Raw genomic sequence first — 19,814 nt, forward strand, 5'->3', positions numbered from 1 at the left:
TTTACACTTCTTTTTTCCCTGTTACATATTCATAGATTAAGGACTTCTTATAATCTTCAAGTTCCTTAATTACTTTTGTTTTATCTTCAATCAATTTATCGATATGAGACGTTTGTTCGTCTAAGTAGGAGACGATTTGGCGTTGTTCTTCTATTGTTGATGGAACAATCATATTTATCTTTTTTAAATCATCTAATTTAAAACGATATACTTTTAAACCAGTAGAATACTGATTTAATTCTAAATTAAAATAAGTAGTAGCATAATATAAAAACTTGTCGAAAAGAACTTTCTTATTAGGCTTTAAACACAACTGTTCTCCGCCTAGTAAACCAATATCTTTTCTATTATAAAAACATGAATGACCTAGGTCTTCCATTGTTTCAGATGTTGAAACCAGAATAGTGTCACCTTTTTGAACTACCTGATCTTCTTTATAAAACTTTCCATCTACATATAATTGATACTTCTCATCTAGCACATTTAGCTTGTATACTTGACCATATTGTACAGCTACATAGTCTCCCGTGTTTTTCATATCAACTTTTTGAAATCCTGAGTTACCTCGAACGATTGTGGTGATTCTATTTGGTCGAGTAATTAACCAATGCTTCGGTGTCTCCCCAACCCACTCAATCCCACTATCTTTCATTTCCACATTCGGGTCTAAGCCTTTTGTCACTGCTTCTGTGATAAGTGATTGTTTGTATTTTTTTAGTTCTTCGATGGATTGTTGGGTTTCAGTTATTAATACCCCAATTTTTTTTGTTTTACTGTTCAATGCAGTCACTATTATATTTTGTTTTTTTAATGATGGGAATGAAATTACATCGTTTTTCATTTTAAAGGAATCTACATGGGGTATTCCCATTCCAATTGAACTAGACTTTAGTTCTATCTCATAAAACTTTAAAAAATAAAATAAATAATCTTTATCCACTATAGGATTGATTGTGTTTCTTAGTATAATAGCAGACGTTGAAGATATAACGCCTTTGATTCTTAACCTATAAAATTCTCCTGCATTCGCCCCATCCCATAGAACACATATATCATTTTTTTCACCCAAAACCCCATCTCTACTATTTGCATATTGATATTTATTTAAGTTATTTCTTTGAACATCCATGGATACGTATGGATACAAATCTTCTTTTGGTTCATTATATAGATTGGGTTTTTTACCTTTTTGATAATCAAATATATACTTGAATTTAACTTTCTCCCAATCCTCTGGTATTTCCCCAATCCACTCAATTCCACTGTCTTTCATTTTCCTAGTCAACATTCTCCACATCCTTCCCTGATAGTGCTTGGAAGTTTGCTACGATGGATTCTTCTAATTCTTTTATTCGTTCAGCAATGACTTCTGAGGCTTCTGGTGCTGTGTACTTATAGAAAAGTCGCGTAAAGGGAATTTCATAGCCAATTTTGTCTTTTGAGCGATCCATCCAGGCATCTGGGTTGAATGGTAATACTTCTCTCTCAAAATACGCATCTATATCTTCTTTTAAAGGAATGTCTTCTGTATCACGTAATTTCGGATCAGGTTTTGGGTCCCCGTTCTTTTTACGTTCGATTTCTCCATTTTCATCTTTCAACGGACTTTCGACAGTCACACGTGTAAAACCAAATTCTTCATTATCAAAGATTTTCGATTCAACGACACGTTCACCTAAGTAATATTCGTCATTAGTAAACTCTCCGTAAGCCTTGACAATCATATCACGACATTCTTCCGAAATATCAACACGCTTTTCACCAATGTTCTTCCTACGCTTTTCAAACATCTTTGATGCATCAATGAGCTGCACTTTTCCTTGACGTTCGGCAGATTTATTTTTCGTTACGATCCATATGTATGTTGAAATACCTGTGTTGTAAAATAAATCATTTGGCAATTGAACAATCGCTTCCAACCAATCATTTTCAATCACATACTGGCGGATTAAACTTTCACCTGCTCCTGGATTACCAGAAAACAATGCCGATCCGTTATGAATGATTGCCATTCTACCAGTCTCTTTTAACTTTGAAATCCCGTTTAACTGAAACAATAATTGCCCATCACTGATTCTTGGTAGTCCAACCCCAAATCGCCCATTTTCACCAAGTTCATGTTCAGCCTTTACAGCATTTTGGTCCCCTTTCCAATCAATCCCAAATGGCGGGTTAGAAATACAATAGTCAAAAGTATAGCCTTCAAAGCCATCTTTGGATAAGGTACTGCCTAATGCCATATTGTCTGGGTTTCCTCCACGAATCATCGTATCAGCCTTTGCGATTGCGTATGTTTCAGGGTTTAATTCTTGACCAAAGGTGGCAACTTCTGCACTTTCATTCATCTCATGAATTCGTTCTGTTATAGCTGACAACATTTGTGATGTACCCATCGTTTGGTCATAAACCGTCTTCACCACATCTTTACCTGTTAAAGTATCCTGATCTTCAACTAAGAGTAAATCTGTCATTAAATAAATAATATCCCTGCTCGTAAAGTGTGCCCCAGCTTCCTCGTTATAACTTTCTGAGAATTTTCTTACAAGCTCTTCAAACACATATCCCATATCCGTACTCGTCATTTTATCTGGTCCTAGATCAACTTCTTTTTTACTAAATTCCTGGATGACATAAAAGAGGCGATCGTTTTCTGCTAAATTACTAATCTCTAAATCGAATTTAAAGTTAGCTAGAATATCCTGCATATTTTCTGAAAAGCCATTTAAATAGGCTCTAAAGTTTGTTTCAATATTTGCTGGATCTGCAAGTAATGTTTCGAAGGTATAAAGATTCGTATTATAAAATGAATAGCCAGAAGCGTTCGTCAACATTTTATTCCGCATGGTGTCATTCATATTTTCTGTTTTCTTTGCGACATCTAATACAGCATCACGAGTTGGTTTTAATGTATCATGTAATCGTTTGATTACTGTCATTGGTAAAATTACCTTACCGTATTCATGAGGCTTATAAAGTCCGCGTAAAATATCCGCAACACTCCAGATTAAGTTTGCTTGTCTTTGTACATTAATTGATGTTTGTAAGTTTCGATTAAATTCATTCATTTTGTTCGCTCCTATTTCTCAAATTCTAAAATATCATGGACACGACAATCCAAAGTCGTGCATATTTTTTCAATACTCTCGAGTGATATGTATTCATTTCTTCTCATTCGGGTTGTAATATTTCCCGAATAACCCGCTTGTTTTTCTAATTCTCTTGTCGTCATATTTCGTTTATCTAATAAGTGAAATAACTTTTCATAACGTACACCCATTTCACTTCCTCCTTATCTTGAACGACTTCTTTCTACCTATCTATCATCATATCACGAAGACGTGAAGCAGTCACTTGAAACTATAAATATTCGTCTATTTTTGTCGATTTAAATAGATTTAATTTTCCTTTTTTAAAAAGGGGTTCCAATTGGTCGAATTCTTCGCTTATAGGTGAGGGACATATTTACAACTGTGAAATTTGTCGGATAGTTCATAAGTGAAAAGACAGATACATTACCACAGTTCTTAGAAGTCTTTATGAAGCGTTCGTCTACTGTAAGACAGAATGATTTAGATGAAGTGGTGTCGTATTTATCCGATGAATCAATTATTGAAAAAGCATACAGAAATCAGTACAATCAGTCCTGAATTAATCAGAGACTTTGTCGATAAAATTATCGTTTATCAAGTTGAGAAAGTACATGGTAAACAAGAACAACGTATTAAAATCTACTACAACTGTATCGGAGCAATTGAAATAGAACCAAATGTAAAGATGGAGACCAGTTGATTGGAACGTAAGGTGGCGACTCCTGCGGAAAAAGCATGAGTCTTGAGGCCCCGCAGGAAGTGAACTTCTTCCAAGGAGGCTCATGCCATGCCCTGAGGAAAGCGTCCACCTGAAGGGCAAATCAACGGAGTAAGAAGGCAAGACAAAAGGCATAGCCGTGAATCTTACGACTATGCCTTTTTTAAAAAACTATTCATCACTATCAGCACCACCCTAAAGTTAGATTTTTTAGTCTAACTTTAGGGTGACACTACATTTTGCCTTGTGTTTGTTCTACTTACTTATAGGAAATAACTGTCTCACGCTCAATCAGCCGGTGAGGTATAATGATACGTTTCTTAACACTATCAGTTTTTTTTAATTGCTCTAAAAACTCTTGTAGCGCCAAGTGTCCTAATTCTTTGCTATTGACATCAATTGACGTAATGTAGGGATGAATCAATGTTGAAAAAATTGAATTATTAAAACTTATGACTGAGATATCATCAGGTACCAACCAATCATTGAGCTGAATAAATTGAATCAACCTTAAAGCAAACATATCATCAATCGCAATACAAGCACTCACTTGACTACTAGTTATTTTATCTTTTAGAGCTAAAAAATCACTTGCTTCTTTTAAAACACTATAGTCTAGTACTTTTAAATTCTGTTCTCCAAGACATCTTCTATACCCAAAATAACGCTCTTTAAAGAAATTCTCGTTTTCAGTATTAGTAACAAACAGAACATTTGAATGTCCTTTATCAATCAAATATTGAGTCGCTGTTCTTCCTAATATTTGATTATCATTATCCACACAACTTGCTTCATTATGATATTTATATGGCTGTCCGATAATTGTAAAGGGAACGCGTTGATCAACTAAGTAATCTAGCACTTGATCGTCTTCACGAACATATAACAAAATAAACCCATCTACCCGTTTTTGTCTATACATCAATTGTACATTTTTCAATAATTCTTCCTGGTTTTCTCCAGTAGCTAAGGAAACCGTCATTTGATGATGACTAGCTTCTTCATTAATAGCTGAAATAACTTCCAAATAAAAAGGGTTACTTTCTTTATCTTTTGTACCTAAGGCAGGTAGAATAACCCCAACAGCATTAGATAAGTTACTGGCCAAGTTTCTTGCAGCAACATTTGGTACATAACCTAATTTATCCATCGCTTTTCTGACTCTTTCTTTTGTCTCCTCAGAAATACTCGGGTGGTCTTTTAATGTCCTTGATACCGTTGACGGAGCAACGCCAACTTCTCTTGCAACATCCTTGATTGTCACACTCATATTTTCACCTCAATATATGCTTAGCATACTTCAACTAACACACCAAAATGGTCACTTACAATAGGTGTACCCACTCCGTCAAAAACAACTTTTGAAGAAGCAACAGGAACCATTTTATTCACCCAGATATAATCAACTCGTAAGTTATCTTGACTGTTTTTCCAACCATCAATATTAGGCGGGATAGTATAATCACCCAATTTTTGATGTGCCAAAGAATATGTATCATAAAAATCTCTTCTGATTAAATCATACCCTTCATCGCTAATATTAGCAGGATTGTTAAAGTCCCCTAATAATACCACATTTGCTTCACTTAAAGGTAATGATTTTAACAAGTTATCCCATTCATACTTAAAGCCTGTGTTATCTTTTTGCCACCAAGAAAAATGACAACTAACAAAACAGTATTCCCTAGATGCGATAGTTTGTCGTCCTAGTAAAACTTTACGCCTTCTATAATCCACTATATCAAACTCTTCAGATATTAAAAGGGAGCTTGTTTCCATTTTTTCTTTTGACAACAAGCAAATTCCCTCATCATATTTACCATAACCAATATGACACATACTCCATGACCAGTAATAATCACATCCAAGATCCTTAAGCAAAGTAACCAACACTAACCCAGCATTATCTTCTTTAATAGTAACCTCCTCATTTTTTGGTGAAATAAAATGAAGAGGGTCGTTAACGACATCAGCCCCAATAGACTGGTTAACTTCTTGTAAGGCAATCACATCAATATTTTCTTTTAAAATAAAGGCTGCAATTTCTTCAAATTTTGTTAGTTGATTTTCTTCCATCCAACTATGAATATTTAACGTCAGGTACTTCATTTTCCCTTGTCTCCTTTACAATCTAAGTAAACCAATCACCTCTCCTGCACTCACCTGATTTTTATCTTCTACTTCAAAAGAATCAATCATCTCACTATTTGTTATCACAACAACAATCACAGTTTCTTTTCCTTCTTCTCTAACACAATCCCAGTCAGCTGAGGCTATCACCTCTCCTGCACTCACTTTATCTCCAACAGCTACTTTTGTCTCAAAAGCTTGTTTTGCCATCTCTACTGTATCTAGTCCCATATGAACGAGTACCTCTAGGCCATCTGAATTCACAATTCCTAAAGCATGTTTTGTTGGAAAAATAGTTGTGATTTCACCTGATACTGGAGAAACAACCTCACTAGTACTTGGCTCAATAGCATACCCCTCACCCATCACTTTTGATGAGAACACTTCATCTTTTACTTCAGTAATGGCTAATAATTTACCATCACTAACCGCACATAAAGAAATAACTGCACCATTTTTATTAGGTGTTTGTTGTTGATTATCAACTTTTTCAATTGGTTGACTCACCTTAGCCTTTGAAAAATCAAATGACGATTGTAGAGCATCTTCAATATCTGATTTCAAGACATCAGCTTTAGGACCATAAACCGCCTGTACACCTTTGTCTTTCACAAATAAGCCCATGGCACCAGCTTGTTTCCACTTTTCCTCAGCTCCAACTTTTTGTGGATCAATGATTGTCACACGCAAACGAGTCATACAAGCATCTACATCTACAATATTATCTCGTCCACCTAAAAGATTAACCACTTGAACGACTTGTTGGCTAATACCATCACTTAAAGAAGAATTAGAATCAGCTTGAGTTGATGTGTCCACATCATAATTACCATTTCTACCTGGTGTAGCGAAATTAAATCGTTTTATCATCCAATTAGATAAGAAATAAGCAATAACTGTAAAGACGATGACACAGACTAAATAATTAATTAAATCACGACCAAGTCCTGCCTTTAATGTAATCGGTATACAAGTTAGTAATTCTATGTTTCCAAAAGAATGAATCCTCATATCAATTATATCTGCCATAGCAAAAGCTGCCCCTTGTAAAATAGCATAAACGACATATAAAGGTACAGCTGCAAACATAAACATAAATTCAAGTGGTTCTGTCACACCTGTTAAAAAGACAGCTAATGCTGCTGAAACATACATCGATTTGTATTGACTTTTTTTATCAGCATCTACATTTTTAAACATAGCATAAGAAACACCCATTAAAATTCCTGATGCACCAATCATTTGACCGACTTTAAATCTAGCAGGTGTCCAGTTATTTAACACATAGTTATATTGTTCAGCATTTTTAGCGGTATCTAAATTCATTAAATCTGTTGCCCAAGCTAACCATAATGGATCTTGTCCATATACAACTGTACCTGCTTGTGCACCTGATAAAATCTCATAAGATCCACCTAATTGTGTATAATTAATTGGAATGGTTAACATATGATGTAGTCCAAATGGCAGTAGCAGTCTCTCAAGAGTACCATATAAAAACGGTGCCAACACTGGAGCTGAGTCTTGTGATGTTGCTATCCATAGACCAAAATTATTAATACCTGATTGAATCACCGGCCAAATAATTGCTAAAACCAAAGATACTATCACTGACCATAAAATTACTACAAAAGGAACAAAACGTTTTCCATTAAAAAATGATAAAGCATCTGGAAGTTTACGATAATTATAGTATTTATTATAAGCCATAGCCCCCACAAAACCTGCAATAATCCCAACAAAAACGCCCATGTTTAAAGCTGGTGCCTCTAAAACACTAGTAAAAAATCCTTTTACCATAATTTTTGTACCAAATAATGTATGAGTAAACGCATCTTCCTGGTTTAGCATCTCACTTGTTACACCAAAAATTGAACCTGTAATTCTATTAATTAAAACAAAAGAAATACCCGCAGCAAAAGCACCACCTGCTCTATCTTTTGCCCAACTCCCACCAATAGCTAAGGCAAACAAAAGATGAAGGTTACCAATAATTCCCCAACCAATACTTTCAACTACACCACCCGTTGTGACTAACCAAGCCATATTTTGATTGATTAACGGAATTGTTTTACCAATACTAATCATCAGTCCTGCTGCTGGCATCACAGCTACTACAACCATCAAAGCTTTCCCAAATTTTTGCCAAAATTCAAAGTTAAATATTTTCTTCATGATACTCTCTCCTTACGCAATCGTTTTCTCTATATCTAAGTATACGAATAAGTTAACGTATTGTAAATAGATAATTGATTATATAAAAAATAATGTTACCAGTAACAAGATGGCTAAATCCTAAAAAAACTATTGATTTCGCAACCGTTCGCATATATGCTTAAAGCAAGAAAAAATAATAGGAGGCACGTTTAATGGAACATTTAAAACGTTTATTTAATATTGACCCATGGACATTATCTACTCACTCACTACACTCAGAGGATATGAGACTACAAGAATCTTTAACTAGTATCGGTAATGGTTACATGGGTATGCGTGGTAATTTTGAAGAAGGCTTCTCAGGTGATCACCATCAGGGAAGTTATTTAGCTGGCGTGTGGTATCCAGATAAAACCCGTGTTGGCTGGTGGAAAAATGGTTACCCAGATTATTTCGGAAAAGTGATTAATGCCATTAATTTTATAGCTTTAGATATTTACATTAACCAAGAAAAAATAGATTTATACACACAAGATGTTGAAGATTTTTATCAAGAACTAGATATGAAGCATGGTATATTAACTCGTCACTATACTATCTCTATTGGTGATGCAACTGTTCAACTTAAATTCAAACGCTTTTTAAGTTTAACTATAAAAGAACTTGGGGTTGTCCAATTTAGCGCTAAAGCTATAAAAGGAAACCCTGATATTAAAATCATCTCAAAATTAGATAACTATGTACATAATGAAGACAGTAATTATGATGATATGTTTTGGGATGAGATCGCAACAACTGATCACTCCATCACAACTCGTACGATTCCAAATGATTTTGATATTGAACAGTTCACTGTAACAGCCTTAATGGAGAACCACATCTCAGTGCCTGCTACCAGAAAACTCCATTCATCTAAATTATGTGTTAGTGAAACTTTAAACGTTACGTTAGAAGAGGGAAACTCTTTTACTCTAAATAAATATGTTGTGATTGTAACAAGCCGTGATGTCGCTGCTGATGAACAATATAAGTCTGCTAAAACATTAATGGATGACGTTTTAACACATTCATTTGAAGAGTTAGAAGAGATGCATAAAAAAGAATGGGAAAAGCGCTGGGAGTTAGCTGATGTTGTTATCAAAGGAGATGAAGCAGCCCAACAAGGAATCCGTTTTAACTTATTCCAATTATTTAGTACTTATTATGGTGAGTATGCTAGGTTAAACATTGGACCAAAAGGCTTTACTGGTGAAAAATATGGCGGGGCAACTTATTGGGATACAGAAGCCTATGCTGTCCCTCTTTACTTGGCATTGTCAGACCCTTCTGTCACTATGAATTTATTGAAATATCGTCACAATCAATTACCACAAGCTTTCCATAATGCTAAGCAACAAGGTCTAAAAGGAGCCCTATACCCAATGGTGACTTTCACTGGTGTTGAGTGCCATAATGAGTGGGAAATTACTTTTGAAGAAATTCATCGAAATGGTGCTATTGCCTATGCTATCTATAACTATACAAATTATACTGGAGATACTTCTTACCTAGAAAAAGAAGGACTTGAAGTGTTAACTGCCATTTCAAGATTTTGGGCAGATCGTGTTCACTACTCAAAACGTCATGGAAAATACATGCTTCACGGAGTTACTGGACCAAACGAGTATGAAAATAATGTTAACAACAACTGGTACACTAACTTGATTGCTACTTGGGTTCTTCAATACACTCTTGATAATTATGAAACATTTAAAGACAGTGCTATTGTGACCATTGATGAAGATGAAAAAAAACATTGGCAAGATATTATTGATAATATGTACTACCCAACAGATGAGGAACTAGGCATTTTTGTCCAGCATGATACTTTCTTAGATAAGGATTTAAAACCTGTGACAGAGCTGAGTGCTAAAGATGTTCCACTTAACCAAAACTGGTCTTGGGACAAAGTCTTACGTTCTTGTTTTATTAAGCAGGCAGATGTCCTTCAAGGTTTATACTTCTTTAATGATCAATTTAGCTTAGAAGAAAAACAACGTAATTTTGATTTCTACGAACCAATGACAGTCCATGAATCATCTCTATCTCCTTGTATTCACTCTATTTTAGCAGCTGAATTAGGTATGGAAGAAAAAGCCATTGAGATGTACCAACGTACTGCAAGACTAGATTTAGATAATTACAATAATGACACAGAAGACGGCTTACATATTACTAGTATGACCGGAAGTTGGTTAGCTATCGTCCAAGGATTTGCTCAAATGAAGACCTTTAATGATTCCCTATCATTTGCACCTTTCTTACCAAGCCAATGGGATGAATATGCTTTTCATATTAATTACCGTGACCGACTACTACATATCACAGTAAACAATCAAGTCAACATTAGTTTACTTAAAGGAGAACCATTAGATATCACCATTTACGGTAAAAGCCATCACCTCAGCAAAGAATTAAATTTACCAATCCAATAAACTAAAGTGACTCAAAAGTCGATTTGCTCTGAGTAACTGGAAGCGTTGATACACAATTGGCTGTTTCAATTGAGTATTGATGCTGAAGTTACCGAAAAAGCAGACTTTTTAGTCCGGATTAAACCAAAGTGACTCAAAAGTCGATTTGCTCTAAGTAACTGGAAGCGTTGATACACAATTGGCTGTTTCAATTGTGTATTGATGCTGAAGTTACCGAAAAAGCAGACTTTTTAGTCCGGATTAAACCAAAGTGACTCAAAAGTCGATTTACTCTTAGTTGTTAACAATATTAAATAAAAAATAGATAAAAGGGCTGATGTTGACACGCAGCCTCTTTTTATCATCTACCACCAATAAAGGAGACGTTGATTAGTATGTTTAAAGCTGTATTATTTGATTTGGATGGTGTCATTACTGACACAGCAGAATACCACTACAAAGCTTGGAAAGAACTAGCTAGAGGACTTGGAATTGATATTGACCGAAAGTTTAACGAACAGCTAAAAGGAGTTAGCCGAGAAGATTCTCTAACTCTAATCCTACAAAAAGGTAATAAACTTGAAGACATAAGTGAGGATGAATTTAGACAACTAGCAAAAGAAAAAAATGACCACTATGTCACTCTAATTAAATCTATCACTAAAGAGGATATCTATCCTGGTATTGCTGAACTATTAAAAGATTTATCAAAAAACCAAATTAAAATAGCTCTAGCTTCTGCCAGTAAAAATGGACCTGCTTTACTAGATATGATGGGGATTCGTCATTATTTCGATGCCATTGTTGATCCTGCTTCTCTAAAACAAGGTAAACCTGCTCCAGATATTTTTCTTGAAGCAGCTAAAGAAGTTTGCGTACCAATCCATGAGTGTATTGGTATTGAAGATGCTAAAGCAGGTATTGAAGCCATCAAAGCAAGTGGTGCCTTACCAGTAGGTGTCGGATCAACCCAAGATTTAGGTGATGATATTGTCGTTGTCCCAAATACAAAAGATTTAACCTTGAGTTTTCTAAAACGAATTTGGGAGGAAAAATAATGGAAGTTGTTATCAAAGAAGATAAACAGAGTCAAATCAAATTTATCACTGTGATTCAACCCCATATGGAGGTAACTTTTACAAATTTTGGAGCACGTATTCATGAGTGGCAAGTAGAAGATAAGGATGGGGTAAAAGAGAATATCGTACTAACTATAGACAAACCTGAAGACATATTAAATGATACGGCTCAATTCGGTGCCTTAGTGGGACCTGTTGCCGGTAGAATTAAAAATGCCGATTGGAATGGTATTAGCCTAGAAAAAAATTTAGGTAAACATCACATCCATGGTAGTAGTAACGGTTGGTGGCACCAGTTTTGGGATGTTGATATAGAGGAGACAGCTAATAGTGTTTTCGTTCATTTCTCTTTAAAAGATACTGATTCTGGTTATCCTGGTCCAATTCACGTCACTAATACTTATGAGGTAACCAAAAAGGCGATTGCTATGACTACAACTTGTCAAACAGATGAGGAAACAATTGTTAATCCAACTAATCATGTTTATTTCAACTTAAGTGGTAACGCTAAGGAAGATATATCAACACACGCTTTAGAAATACCAGCTGATTACATCACTGAAACAGATGAAGACAACCTACCTACTGGTAAACTTATACCAGTGGCAGGTACAGGTTATGATTTTAACCAACTAACTACCATTGAAACTAATTTTAACAATCTAAGTTCAGGACTTGACGATGCTTTTATTTTAAGTCAATCACACCCTATCATTAAATTGACTCACCCTGAATCTGGCCGAGAATTAACTATTACAACGGATAGAAAGGCAGCTGTTGTTTTTTCAATGACTGACTTTAACCTAGATTATTGTGTTAATGGCAAACAAGTTTCTTCTCAACTAGGTCTAGCTATTGAAACACAAGAATTACCAGATATTGTTCATTTTCCTGAATGGGGTAGCATCAATTTGTCAAAAGGCGATACAAGAATATACAAAACAACTTATAACATTGAAAATACTTAAATATTTTTACTAAAAAATATGAGTTAAGAGGAACATAAATAAAAAAGAGGCTGACGTGTATATGTCAGCCTCTTTTCCTATAATTAATCACACTAACCCCTTCCCGAACTAGTATGATGAGTTAACAATTAACAGATTGGGTCATTTTTAAATAGGTATGACGCTTACCTCGTATCGCAATGGATAAAGCCTTGATATTCTCTGGGGCAGCTGTTCCATTAAATCCTGCATCTCCAATATGCTGAATATCAGCCCTTGCTCGCTTACTTGTTAGAGCAAGCTGTCTAATGGTTTCCACATCGGTACCAGCTTGAACAAAGTCCTCTATCACATCATCTGTTATAATTTTCTCAAATACACCAGCTGAGTGCATTTTTCCTTTTTAATATAACAAGAGATAATCATTCTATTTTAGTTATATCAACTTATTGACCCTTTTACGAAAACAATTTGACTTCTACTAACCCCTTATTTATAATAATTCTAAACAAAGAATTATTTTGTTTGAATCTTTAACTATTCTAGGAGGCTATCAATTATGTCATTAATCGGTAAAGAAATTGAAGAATTTACAACAGAAGCATATCACGAGGGAGATTTTATAACTGTCTCTAGTGAAGATTTTAAAGGTAAATGGAGCATTGTTTGTTTTTATCCTGCAGATTTTACTTTTGTCTGCCCCACTGAATTAGAAGATTTACAAGAGCAATACCCAGCCCTACAAAAATTAGGTGTAGAAGTATACTCTTGCTCAACCGATACACATTTTACTCATAAAGCATGGCATGATACGTCAGATGCTATTGGTAAAATCAAATATATTATGTTAGGTGATCCATCTCACCATATCTCTCGTTCATTCGATGTTTTAGATGAAAAATCTGGTCTAGCTCAACGTGGGACTTTTATCATTGACCCAGATGGGATCGTTCAAGCAGTTGAAATCAATGCTGATGGTATCGGGCGTGATGCTAGTGGCTTAATTGATAAAGTTCGTGCAGCTCAATACGTTCGTGAAAATCCAGGTGAAGTTTGCCCTGCAAAATGGAAAGAAAGTGGCGAAACATTAAAACCAAGCTTTGATTTAGTTGGTAAAATTTAAGGAGCTAAAATAATATGTTTGATAATGAAACAAAACAACAACTAGAACAATACTTAACTCTATTAGAAAATCCAGTTCGCTTCACTGCAAGCTTAGATACTTCTGATGATTCAAGTAAAGTATTTGAATTTATCGATAGTGTAGCTAAAATGTCAGATAAAATTTCTATTGAAAAAGAAAAACTATCACGCACGCCATCTTTTGAAATCAATCCAATTGATAACAAAAGTGGTATCACCTTTGCTGGTGTACCAAATGGACATGAGTTTTCATCATTTCTTTTAGCACTACTTCAAGTTGGAGGGCGTGCTCCAAAAATTGAAAAGACACAAATCAAACAAATAACAGCTATTAAAGATGAACTACACTTTGATTCTTACATCAGTCTAACTTGTCACAATTGTCCAGACGTTGTACAGGCGCTAAATATATTAACTGTCTTAAATCCCAACATTACTAGTACTATGGTTGAAGGTAGTATGTACCAAAATGAAATTGAGGCAAAAAATATTTTAGCTGTCCCAACGGTTTACTTAAACGGGGAAGAATTTGCCAGTGGACGTATGTCTTTAGAAGATATTCTAGAAAAAATCACTGGTCCAACTGATGTGACTGAACTTGATGAAAAAGAAGTTTTCGATTGTTTAGTCATTGGCGGTGGACCTGCTGGGGCTAGTGCTGCCATCTATGCTGCTCGTAAAGGTATCCATACAGGTATGGTGGTTGATACATTTGGTGGACAAGTGTTAGACACATTAGGTATTGAAAATCTAATTGGCACACCTTACGTTGAAGGCCCTCATTTAATGCGTCAAGTAGAAGCTCACGTTAATGAATATAATGTTAATGTGATGAAAAAACAACGTGCTAAAACTATTGAAAAAAATGAACATTTTGATGTTGTTTTAGAAAGCGGAGCAACTCTTCATGCTAAGAGTTTAGTTTTATCAACAGGGGCTCGTTGGAGAAATATCAATGTTCCTGGTGAATCTGAATTTAAAAATAAAGGGGTTGCTTATTGTCCACATTGTGATGGTCCTTTATTTACTGGTAAAGATATTGCTGTTATTGGTGGGGGGAATTCTGGTATTGAGGCTGCTATTGATTTAGCAAATATGGCTAAACACGTCTATGTTTTAGAATTTTTACCTGAATTAAAAGCAGATAACATTTTACAAGAAAAACTACGCTCTTTACCAAATGTAACGGTTATTACTAATGCAGCCACACAAGAAATTCAAGGTGATTCTAATGTTAATGGTATTTCTTATAAAGATAATATCACTCAAGAAATTCATAGATTAGACGTACAAGGAGTCTTTATCTTAGTTGGACTTGTACCAAATACTGAATGGCTACCAGATTTTATTGATGTGACAAATCGCGGGGAAATCGTAACTGAAAAAAATGGATCAACAAACACACCTGGTATTTTTGCGGCAGGTGATTGTACAGACTCCGCCTATAAACAAATCATTATCTCAATGGGATTAGGAGCAACCGCAGCCCTTGGAGCCTTTGATTACCTCATTAGACAATAACAAGGTGATTCAAAAAGTAGTTTGCTCTAAATAACTGGAGGATTAGGTAATCAATTGGCTTTTTCAATGAATTACCTAAAATGACGTTATCATAAAAAAATACACCTCCGTTAATTTCATTTTACATGAATTCAACGGGGTGTGTTTATATTTGTCTCATCGTTTGGGGCCAGTTCAAAAGCTAGTCATAGACTAATTTTTGAGGGTTTTTATTTAACTATTTTGAATAAAATTCATGACTGCTCCAATTAAATTAGCATCATTTTTAAACTGACAAGCTACAATCTCAGGCATAATACTACCTACTCCTTGACCATCTAATAATATTTTTAATCTCTTCGACAACTCAACAGGTAGCTCCTCACGCTCAGAAACACCCCCACCAATCATCACAAGTTCAGGATCAATAGATACTTGAATATTATACAAAGACTGAGCAAGGTCATCATACATCTCTTTCACCAGTTCAATTGCTAACTCATTTTTTTCATCAACTAAAGCAAATATTTCCTTACCTGTCACTTTTTCTCCAGTTAATTCCTCATAACGATTAGCTACTTTAACAATCGTACCTGTCATACTTAGTATTTTATCCGTTTTATTTTTTAATAAACCAAATTCTCCGCCAAATAAATGGCTTCCTTTATAGATTTTACCATTAATAAAAATTGCACCACCAACACCTGTTCCTAATACAATAAACACAGCATTATTAGCTTTCTCACCTGCTCCAAGAGCCATCTCTGCAATACCAGCACAGTTAGCATCATTTTCAATAGTTACTGGCAAATTAAATTCTTTTTCTAACCTATCATAAATAGGAAAATCATGCAGATAAGGAACTGCACTAATCCCTTCGATGACTCTAGCATCAGCATTCACAGCTCCAGGAGAGCTAATAGCAACACCTTTTACCTCTTTTGGAGCTGAGTTTATCACGTCTTTCATGCTTACAATCATATCATCCATTGTTTCTGGTGTAACAAAAGAAGATTGATGCTTTAGTTGATTGTCTATCCAAAAACCATACTTAACTGCTGAACCACCTATATCAAAAGCTACAATCGCATCCATTCATATACTCCTTAGTATCCGTTATTTTTAGAGACTTCTTTATACCAAAGACCACTTTTCTTGAGTGTTCTCTCAAAATGATTATCTAAATCTACTCGGTAAAAACCATAACGATTACGGTAACCATTTAACCATGACCAGCAATCAACAAAGGTCCAAGTATGATAACCAAAACAGTTACTACCTAGTTCAATCCCCTTATGTAATTGATCTAAGTGTTCAATCATAAACTCAATCCGGTAATCATCTTGAATCATGCCATCTTCATCCATAAAACGCTCCTCATCAGCTACACCCATACCGTTTTCAGAAACATACCACGGAATATTACCGTAATCATCTTTCATCATGATTGACACATCATATAAAGCTTCTGGATAGATTTCCCAACCACGATATGGATTGATTCTCTTATCTGGCCAATCATATGAGCTAAAGAAGTCACTTGGCATTTTAGCTGGTTTTTGTGTGTTTTTAGGTGCTTGAACACGCATTGGTTGGTAGTAGTTAATACCGATGAAATCAACAGGATAGTCTTTCATCAGAGTTTTATCTCCATCAACTGTCACTGGTAGCAATTCATTTTCTGCTAATATTTCATAAAGTCCAGTTGGCATATGCCCTAAAACACAAGGATCTAAAAAGCTTTTTACAATTAATAAGTCAGCAATACGTCTTGCTTTGTCATCTTCTGGTTCCTCACTCTTAGCATAAATAGGTGTCACATTTAAAATAATTCCAATATTACCTTCATGTTGACCATCTTTAAAAGCCTTTACTGCTGAAAAATGAGCCATCAATGTGTTATATCCAACCTGAATCGCTTTTTTAAAATCAACAATAGCTGGATAATGGAATTCATACAAATAACCACACTCAATATGGACTAAAGGCTCATTAAACGTCGCCCAGTCTTTCACGATATCACCGAATTGTTCAAAGGCAGTTTTAGCATAAAAACCAAAAGCATCAACTGATTCACGTGTTTCCCAACCACCTTTTTCCATTAACCACCACGGCATATCAAAATGAAATAAATTAATGATTGGCTTGATACCACTATCTACTAAACTTTGGAAGTAATCACGGTAAAACGTAACGGCTTCTTGATTTAAAGTCTTGCCATCAGGTAACAAGCGAGCCCAAGAAATTGATGTACGATATGAATTCATACCAATATCTGTCATCCGCTTAACATCACCTTTGTAATATTCATATACATTAGATGTATCTTGTGGTCCTTGATCTTTATTAAATTTTTCTGGGTTGAGCTCAAACCATTTATCCCAAGTTGAAGCACTTTTCCCATTTGTTAAAGCATGGCCTTCTGTTTGAGGAGCAGAAGCTGCTGATCCCCATAAAAAATCTTTTGGAAATTGTTTCATAATGATTCTCCTTTATCTAATATAATGATAACGCTTTTCTTCATTATAGAATAAGATATAACTTTTATAAAGAACTTTTCGATTTTTTTAAAAATGATATATCAATTAACGGAATAAAAAAATAAGAGAGTCCCCTTTAAGGCACTCTCTAGTGTTTAGTATTCTTCGATATCTTCTTCTACTTTAAATGAAATACGGTCATGAACTCGTCTAAAAATAGAAGGAGAAAATTCTAAATGATTGTACGCGGCAACTTTTTCTGTTGCTTCAAGCATTAAAATTTCAATTTTTTTAGTAAATATATATAACTCATCTGGTGGACAAGGTGTGTAGGATAATAAAAATTCAGTTTCTAGGTGTGATAATTTAGATCGTTTTCCTTCATATTTAGACCAAATACGATCATAGTTTGGAATCTCTCCTTTTGATAAGTACCACATAGAAACCAAGTGTTGTTTAATATTTAAAATAATAGCTTCCATATTATTTGGCTCACCTCTACGCCATGCACGGTATAATTCAAAATAATAGCCATAATATTCATTTAACACAGAATCAAATGTCCCTTGAGTAATCTCATACTCTAGTCCTTGTGACAATGCTCGTAAATCTGCTAAAATACCTTCATCATCTTTGACAATATCAATTTGCTTCATCCAGATACTTGGCTCTAACATCTCTTTTCGGTAGACAAATAAATCTAATTGAACAAATGTTGCATAATTAATAACTGAGTAATTTTCAGTAAATGTTTCAACAAATAGGTACTCCCCAATAGACTTAATAATATCTTGTTGCTTTCTAACTAAATCGATCCCATCAATAACTACTATTCTAGCATCAATATCAGAATAATAATCTTCTTCTTTTGATCCAATTGACCCTCCAAAGAAACAACCAATGATTTCTTCATCTTCTTTGACAAGTCGTACTAGACGATTTTTTAATTTATCACGTTCTACTGGTAAATTAGAATCTACTAACATCACTTCACTCCTCACATAATAAAAATCTTATAGTCTTAGTATATGAAAAAAAACATAATATATCAAAGGTAACCAATCAAATTATCTAAGAGAATACCAAAATTTTCCTCTTTTATGTCATATACTTCAAAATTATAGATATATTTGTAATAAAAATATACCATATTTCATAACTATCTCTACCAATATAAATATACAATTCTACTTATTTTATTATTATATATGTCATAAAAACCAATTTAATTATTATTTCACACCTTAATGGAATAGTACGTTTTAATATTACATTGTAACAAAAATCGTTAATAAGGCTGTTTCTTGTCATACAACTTAATTATTTCCTTTACCTATGTCATATTTATTGCTGTTAAAGTATTTCTTGTAAGCGAGGAATATAGACCTCTAAATTAAAACGAATAAGGGAGATTTTTATGAAATCACTAAAAACTATTATTGTAGGAAGTACTTTAGCATGTGGATTATTACTTGGAACTAGCGTTTTAGCCGACTCATTATATACAGTTAAATCAGGAGATACTCTATCAGCTATCTCAAAAGAATTTGTAGGTAGCAACAAATTAGTTGAGCAAATTGCTAAAGATAATGATATTTCAGATATCAACTTAATTTTTCCAGGACAAGAACTAAAAATCAAATTTGATAATGATAAAAAAGTAACGCCAGTGACAACTCAAAAAGCCGAAGAAGGAAAACCTGATGTTAAGGAAGAAGAACCTATTGTTGACAATACTCAAGAAGAAGACATTATTAGTGATGAGGCAGATGAGATAAATGTAGGGGAATCTGATAACAATCACACAGAATATACTGGTGAATCATCAAGTGCTAAAGAATGGATTGCCCAGCGTGAATCAGGTGGGGATTATAATGCAACAAATGGTTATCATATTGGACGTTATCAATTAGACCCAAGTTACTTAAACGGGGATCATTCTCCAGAAAACCAAGAAAAAGTAGCTGATGAGTATGTTTCAGGACGTTATGGTTCATGGGAAAATGCTCAAGAATTCTGGATGAATAACGGTTGGTACTAAGAATAGATAAATAAGTCTCATTTAAAACTTAAAAGTCAGAAAACGGTTCGATATATAACCATTTTCTGACTTTTTTA

The 19,814-nt window shown here is 34.5% G+C and carries 17 protein-coding genes; 7 read left to right on the forward strand and 10 right to left on the reverse strand.

All coding sequences use genetic code 11. The features are described 5' to 3' along the window. Position 1 precedes the first annotated feature (1 nt). The 3 genes from VSF34_RS07580 to VSF34_RS07590 are packed head-to-tail and all read right to left on the reverse strand — an operon-like array spanning position 2 to position 3,277. A complete protein-coding gene (locus tag VSF34_RS07580; protein WP_326716731.1) occupies positions 2-1,288 on the reverse strand; it encodes a restriction endonuclease subunit S in 1,287 nt (428 codons plus the stop codon). Next, positions 1,278-3,065, reverse strand: coding sequence for a type I restriction-modification system subunit M (locus VSF34_RS07585; protein ID WP_326716732.1), 1,788 nt, complete (start codon positions 3,063-3,065; stop codon positions 1,278-1,280). Before VSF34_RS07585 ends, VSF34_RS07580 begins: the two co-directional genes overlap by 11 nt. Positions 3,066-3,076: 11 nt before the next feature. After that, the gene (locus VSF34_RS07590) at positions 3,077-3,277 is read right to left on the reverse strand and encodes a helix-turn-helix domain-containing protein (RefSeq protein ID WP_326716733.1); all 201 of its coding nucleotides are present in this window, start codon (positions 3,275-3,277) and stop codon (positions 3,077-3,079) included. 296 nt (positions 3,278-3,573) lie between these two features. Here VSF34_RS07590 and VSF34_RS07595 point away from each other — a divergent pair, with 296 nt between their 5' ends. Beyond that, positions 3,574-3,789: a DUF4368 domain-containing protein gene (locus VSF34_RS07595; protein ID WP_326716734.1), complete on the forward strand. Its 216-nt coding sequence runs from the start codon at positions 3,574-3,576 to the stop codon at positions 3,787-3,789. A gap of 277 nt (positions 3,790-4,066) precedes the next feature. On the opposite strand, the gene VSF34_RS07600 is transcribed toward VSF34_RS07595, so the two are convergent. The 3 genes from VSF34_RS07600 to VSF34_RS07610 are packed head-to-tail and all read right to left on the reverse strand — an operon-like array spanning position 4,067 to position 8,112. Continuing rightward, positions 4,067-5,077: a LacI family DNA-binding transcriptional regulator gene (locus VSF34_RS07600; protein ID WP_326716735.1), complete on the reverse strand. Its 1,011-nt coding sequence runs from the start codon at positions 5,075-5,077 to the stop codon at positions 4,067-4,069. A gap of 20 nt (positions 5,078-5,097) precedes the next feature. Beyond that, complete coding sequence (locus VSF34_RS07605; RefSeq protein WP_326716736.1) at positions 5,098-5,916, reverse strand: endonuclease/exonuclease/phosphatase family protein; 819 nt, start codon at positions 5,914-5,916, stop codon at positions 5,098-5,100. A 15-nt stretch (positions 5,917-5,931) separates the two neighbouring features. Further along, positions 5,932-8,112 (reverse strand): PTS transporter subunit IIBC, encoded by a 2,181-nt coding sequence (locus VSF34_RS07610; RefSeq protein ID WP_326716737.1) that lies wholly within the window; start codon positions 8,110-8,112, stop codon positions 5,932-5,934. Between the two features lie 194 nt (positions 8,113-8,306). Between VSF34_RS07610 and mdxK the strand changes: the two genes are divergently transcribed. The 3 genes from mdxK (at position 8,307) to VSF34_RS07625 (ending at position 12,594) form a co-directional block, all read left to right on the forward strand. Further along, on the forward strand, positions 8,307-10,568 hold the full coding sequence (mdxK, locus tag VSF34_RS07615; protein WP_326716738.1) for a maltose phosphorylase MdxK: 2,262 nt from the start codon (positions 8,307-8,309) through the stop codon (positions 10,566-10,568). A 374-nt stretch (positions 10,569-10,942) separates the two neighbouring features. Beyond that, positions 10,943-11,605 carry a beta-phosphoglucomutase gene (gene pgmB, locus VSF34_RS07620; protein WP_326716739.1) on the forward strand — a complete coding sequence of 221 codons (663 nt, stop codon included), beginning with the start codon at positions 10,943-10,945 and terminating at the stop codon, positions 11,603-11,605. Continuing rightward, positions 11,605-12,594 (forward strand): aldose epimerase family protein, encoded by a 990-nt coding sequence (locus VSF34_RS07625; protein WP_326716740.1) that lies wholly within the window; start codon positions 11,605-11,607, stop codon positions 12,592-12,594. Before pgmB ends, VSF34_RS07625 begins: the two co-directional genes overlap by 1 nt. A 121-nt stretch (positions 12,595-12,715) precedes the next feature. Here the strand turns inward: VSF34_RS07625 and VSF34_RS07630 are convergent, their stop codons facing one another. Beyond that, positions 12,716-12,967, reverse strand: a complete 252-nt coding sequence (locus VSF34_RS07630) for a DUF7916 family protein (protein WP_326716741.1) — start codon at positions 12,965-12,967, stop codon at positions 12,716-12,718. Positions 12,968-13,132: 165 nt separating this feature from the next. Between VSF34_RS07630 and ahpC the strand changes: the two genes are divergently transcribed. Both ahpC and ahpF read left to right on the forward strand, forming a co-directional pair. Next, the gene (gene ahpC, locus VSF34_RS07635; protein ID WP_326716742.1) at positions 13,133-13,696 is read left to right on the forward strand and encodes an alkyl hydroperoxide reductase subunit C; all 564 of its coding nucleotides are present in this window, start codon (positions 13,133-13,135) and stop codon (positions 13,694-13,696) included. A 14-nt stretch (positions 13,697-13,710) separates the two neighbouring features. Beyond that, positions 13,711-15,237, forward strand: a complete 1,527-nt coding sequence (gene ahpF / locus VSF34_RS07640) for an alkyl hydroperoxide reductase subunit F (protein ID WP_326716743.1) — start codon at positions 13,711-13,713, stop codon at positions 15,235-15,237. Between the two features lie 213 nt (positions 15,238-15,450). Here ahpF and VSF34_RS07645 read toward each other — a convergent pair whose 3' ends face one another. The 3 genes from VSF34_RS07645 to VSF34_RS07655 form a co-directional block, all read right to left on the reverse strand. Continuing rightward, the gene (locus VSF34_RS07645; protein WP_326716744.1) at positions 15,451-16,311 is read right to left on the reverse strand and encodes an ROK family protein; all 861 of its coding nucleotides are present in this window, start codon (positions 16,309-16,311) and stop codon (positions 15,451-15,453) included. Positions 16,312-16,322: 11 nt separating this feature from the next. Further along, positions 16,323-17,696, reverse strand: coding sequence for a glycoside hydrolase family 1 protein (locus VSF34_RS07650; protein ID WP_326716745.1), 1,374 nt, complete (start codon positions 17,694-17,696; stop codon positions 16,323-16,325). A 155-nt stretch (positions 17,697-17,851) separates the two neighbouring features. Continuing rightward, positions 17,852-18,682, reverse strand: a complete 831-nt coding sequence (locus VSF34_RS07655; protein ID WP_326716746.1) for a hypothetical protein — start codon at positions 18,680-18,682, stop codon at positions 17,852-17,854. Positions 18,683-19,113: 431 nt separating this feature from the next. On the opposite strand from VSF34_RS07655, the gene apf reads away from it, so the two are divergent. After that, entirely contained in the window at positions 19,114-19,737 is a 624-nt protein-coding gene (apf, locus tag VSF34_RS07660) for an aggregation-promoting factor (RefSeq protein WP_326716747.1), read from the forward strand. Positions 19,738-19,814: the final 77 nt, after the last annotated feature.

The organism is Vagococcus jeotgali (genome assembly GCF_035918315.1).
Taxonomy (GTDB): Bacteria; Bacillota; Bacilli; order Lactobacillales; family Vagococcaceae; genus Vagococcus; species Vagococcus jeotgali.

Coding starts and splice junctions, on each gene's coding strand:
- VSF34_RS07585 (WP_326716732.1), bottom strand. CDS start 3,065: ATGAATGAATTTAATCGAAACTTACAAACATCAATTAATGTACAAAGA.
- VSF34_RS07655 (WP_326716746.1), bottom strand. CDS start 18,682: ATGTTAGTAGATTCTAATTTACCAGTAGAACGTGATAAATTAAAAAAT.
- VSF34_RS07630 (WP_326716741.1), bottom strand. CDS start 12,967: ATGCACTCAGCTGGTGTATTTGAGAAAATTATAACAGATGATGTGATA.
- mdxK (WP_326716738.1), top strand. CDS start 8,307: ATGGAACATTTAAAACGTTTATTTAATATTGACCCATGGACATTATCT.
- VSF34_RS07600 (WP_326716735.1), bottom strand. CDS start 5,077: ATGAGTGTGACAATCAAGGATGTTGCAAGAGAAGTTGGCGTTGCTCCG.
- ahpC (WP_326716742.1), top strand. CDS start 13,133: ATGTCATTAATCGGTAAAGAAATTGAAGAATTTACAACAGAAGCATAT.
- VSF34_RS07610 (WP_326716737.1), bottom strand. CDS start 8,112: ATGAAGAAAATATTTAACTTTGAATTTTGGCAAAAATTTGGGAAAGCT.
- VSF34_RS07650 (WP_326716745.1), bottom strand. CDS start 17,696: ATGAAACAATTTCCAAAAGATTTTTTATGGGGATCAGCAGCTTCTGCT.
- VSF34_RS07625 (WP_326716740.1), top strand. CDS start 11,605: ATGGAAGTTGTTATCAAAGAAGATAAACAGAGTCAAATCAAATTTATC.
- ahpF (WP_326716743.1), top strand. CDS start 13,711: ATGTTTGATAATGAAACAAAACAACAACTAGAACAATACTTAACTCTA.
- apf (WP_326716747.1), top strand. CDS start 19,114: ATGAAATCACTAAAAACTATTATTGTAGGAAGTACTTTAGCATGTGGA.
- VSF34_RS07605 (WP_326716736.1), bottom strand. CDS start 5,916: ATGAAGTACCTGACGTTAAATATTCATAGTTGGATGGAAGAAAATCAA.
- VSF34_RS07595 (WP_326716734.1), top strand. CDS start 3,574: ATGAAGTGGTGTCGTATTTATCCGATGAATCAATTATTGAAAAAGCAT.
- pgmB (WP_326716739.1), top strand. CDS start 10,943: ATGTTTAAAGCTGTATTATTTGATTTGGATGGTGTCATTACTGACACA.
- VSF34_RS07580 (WP_326716731.1), bottom strand. CDS start 1,288: ATGTTGACTAGGAAAATGAAAGACAGTGGAATTGAGTGGATTGGGGAA.
- VSF34_RS07645 (WP_326716744.1), bottom strand. CDS start 16,311: ATGGATGCGATTGTAGCTTTTGATATAGGTGGTTCAGCAGTTAAGTAT.
- VSF34_RS07590 (WP_326716733.1), bottom strand. CDS start 3,277: ATGGGTGTACGTTATGAAAAGTTATTTCACTTATTAGATAAACGAAAT.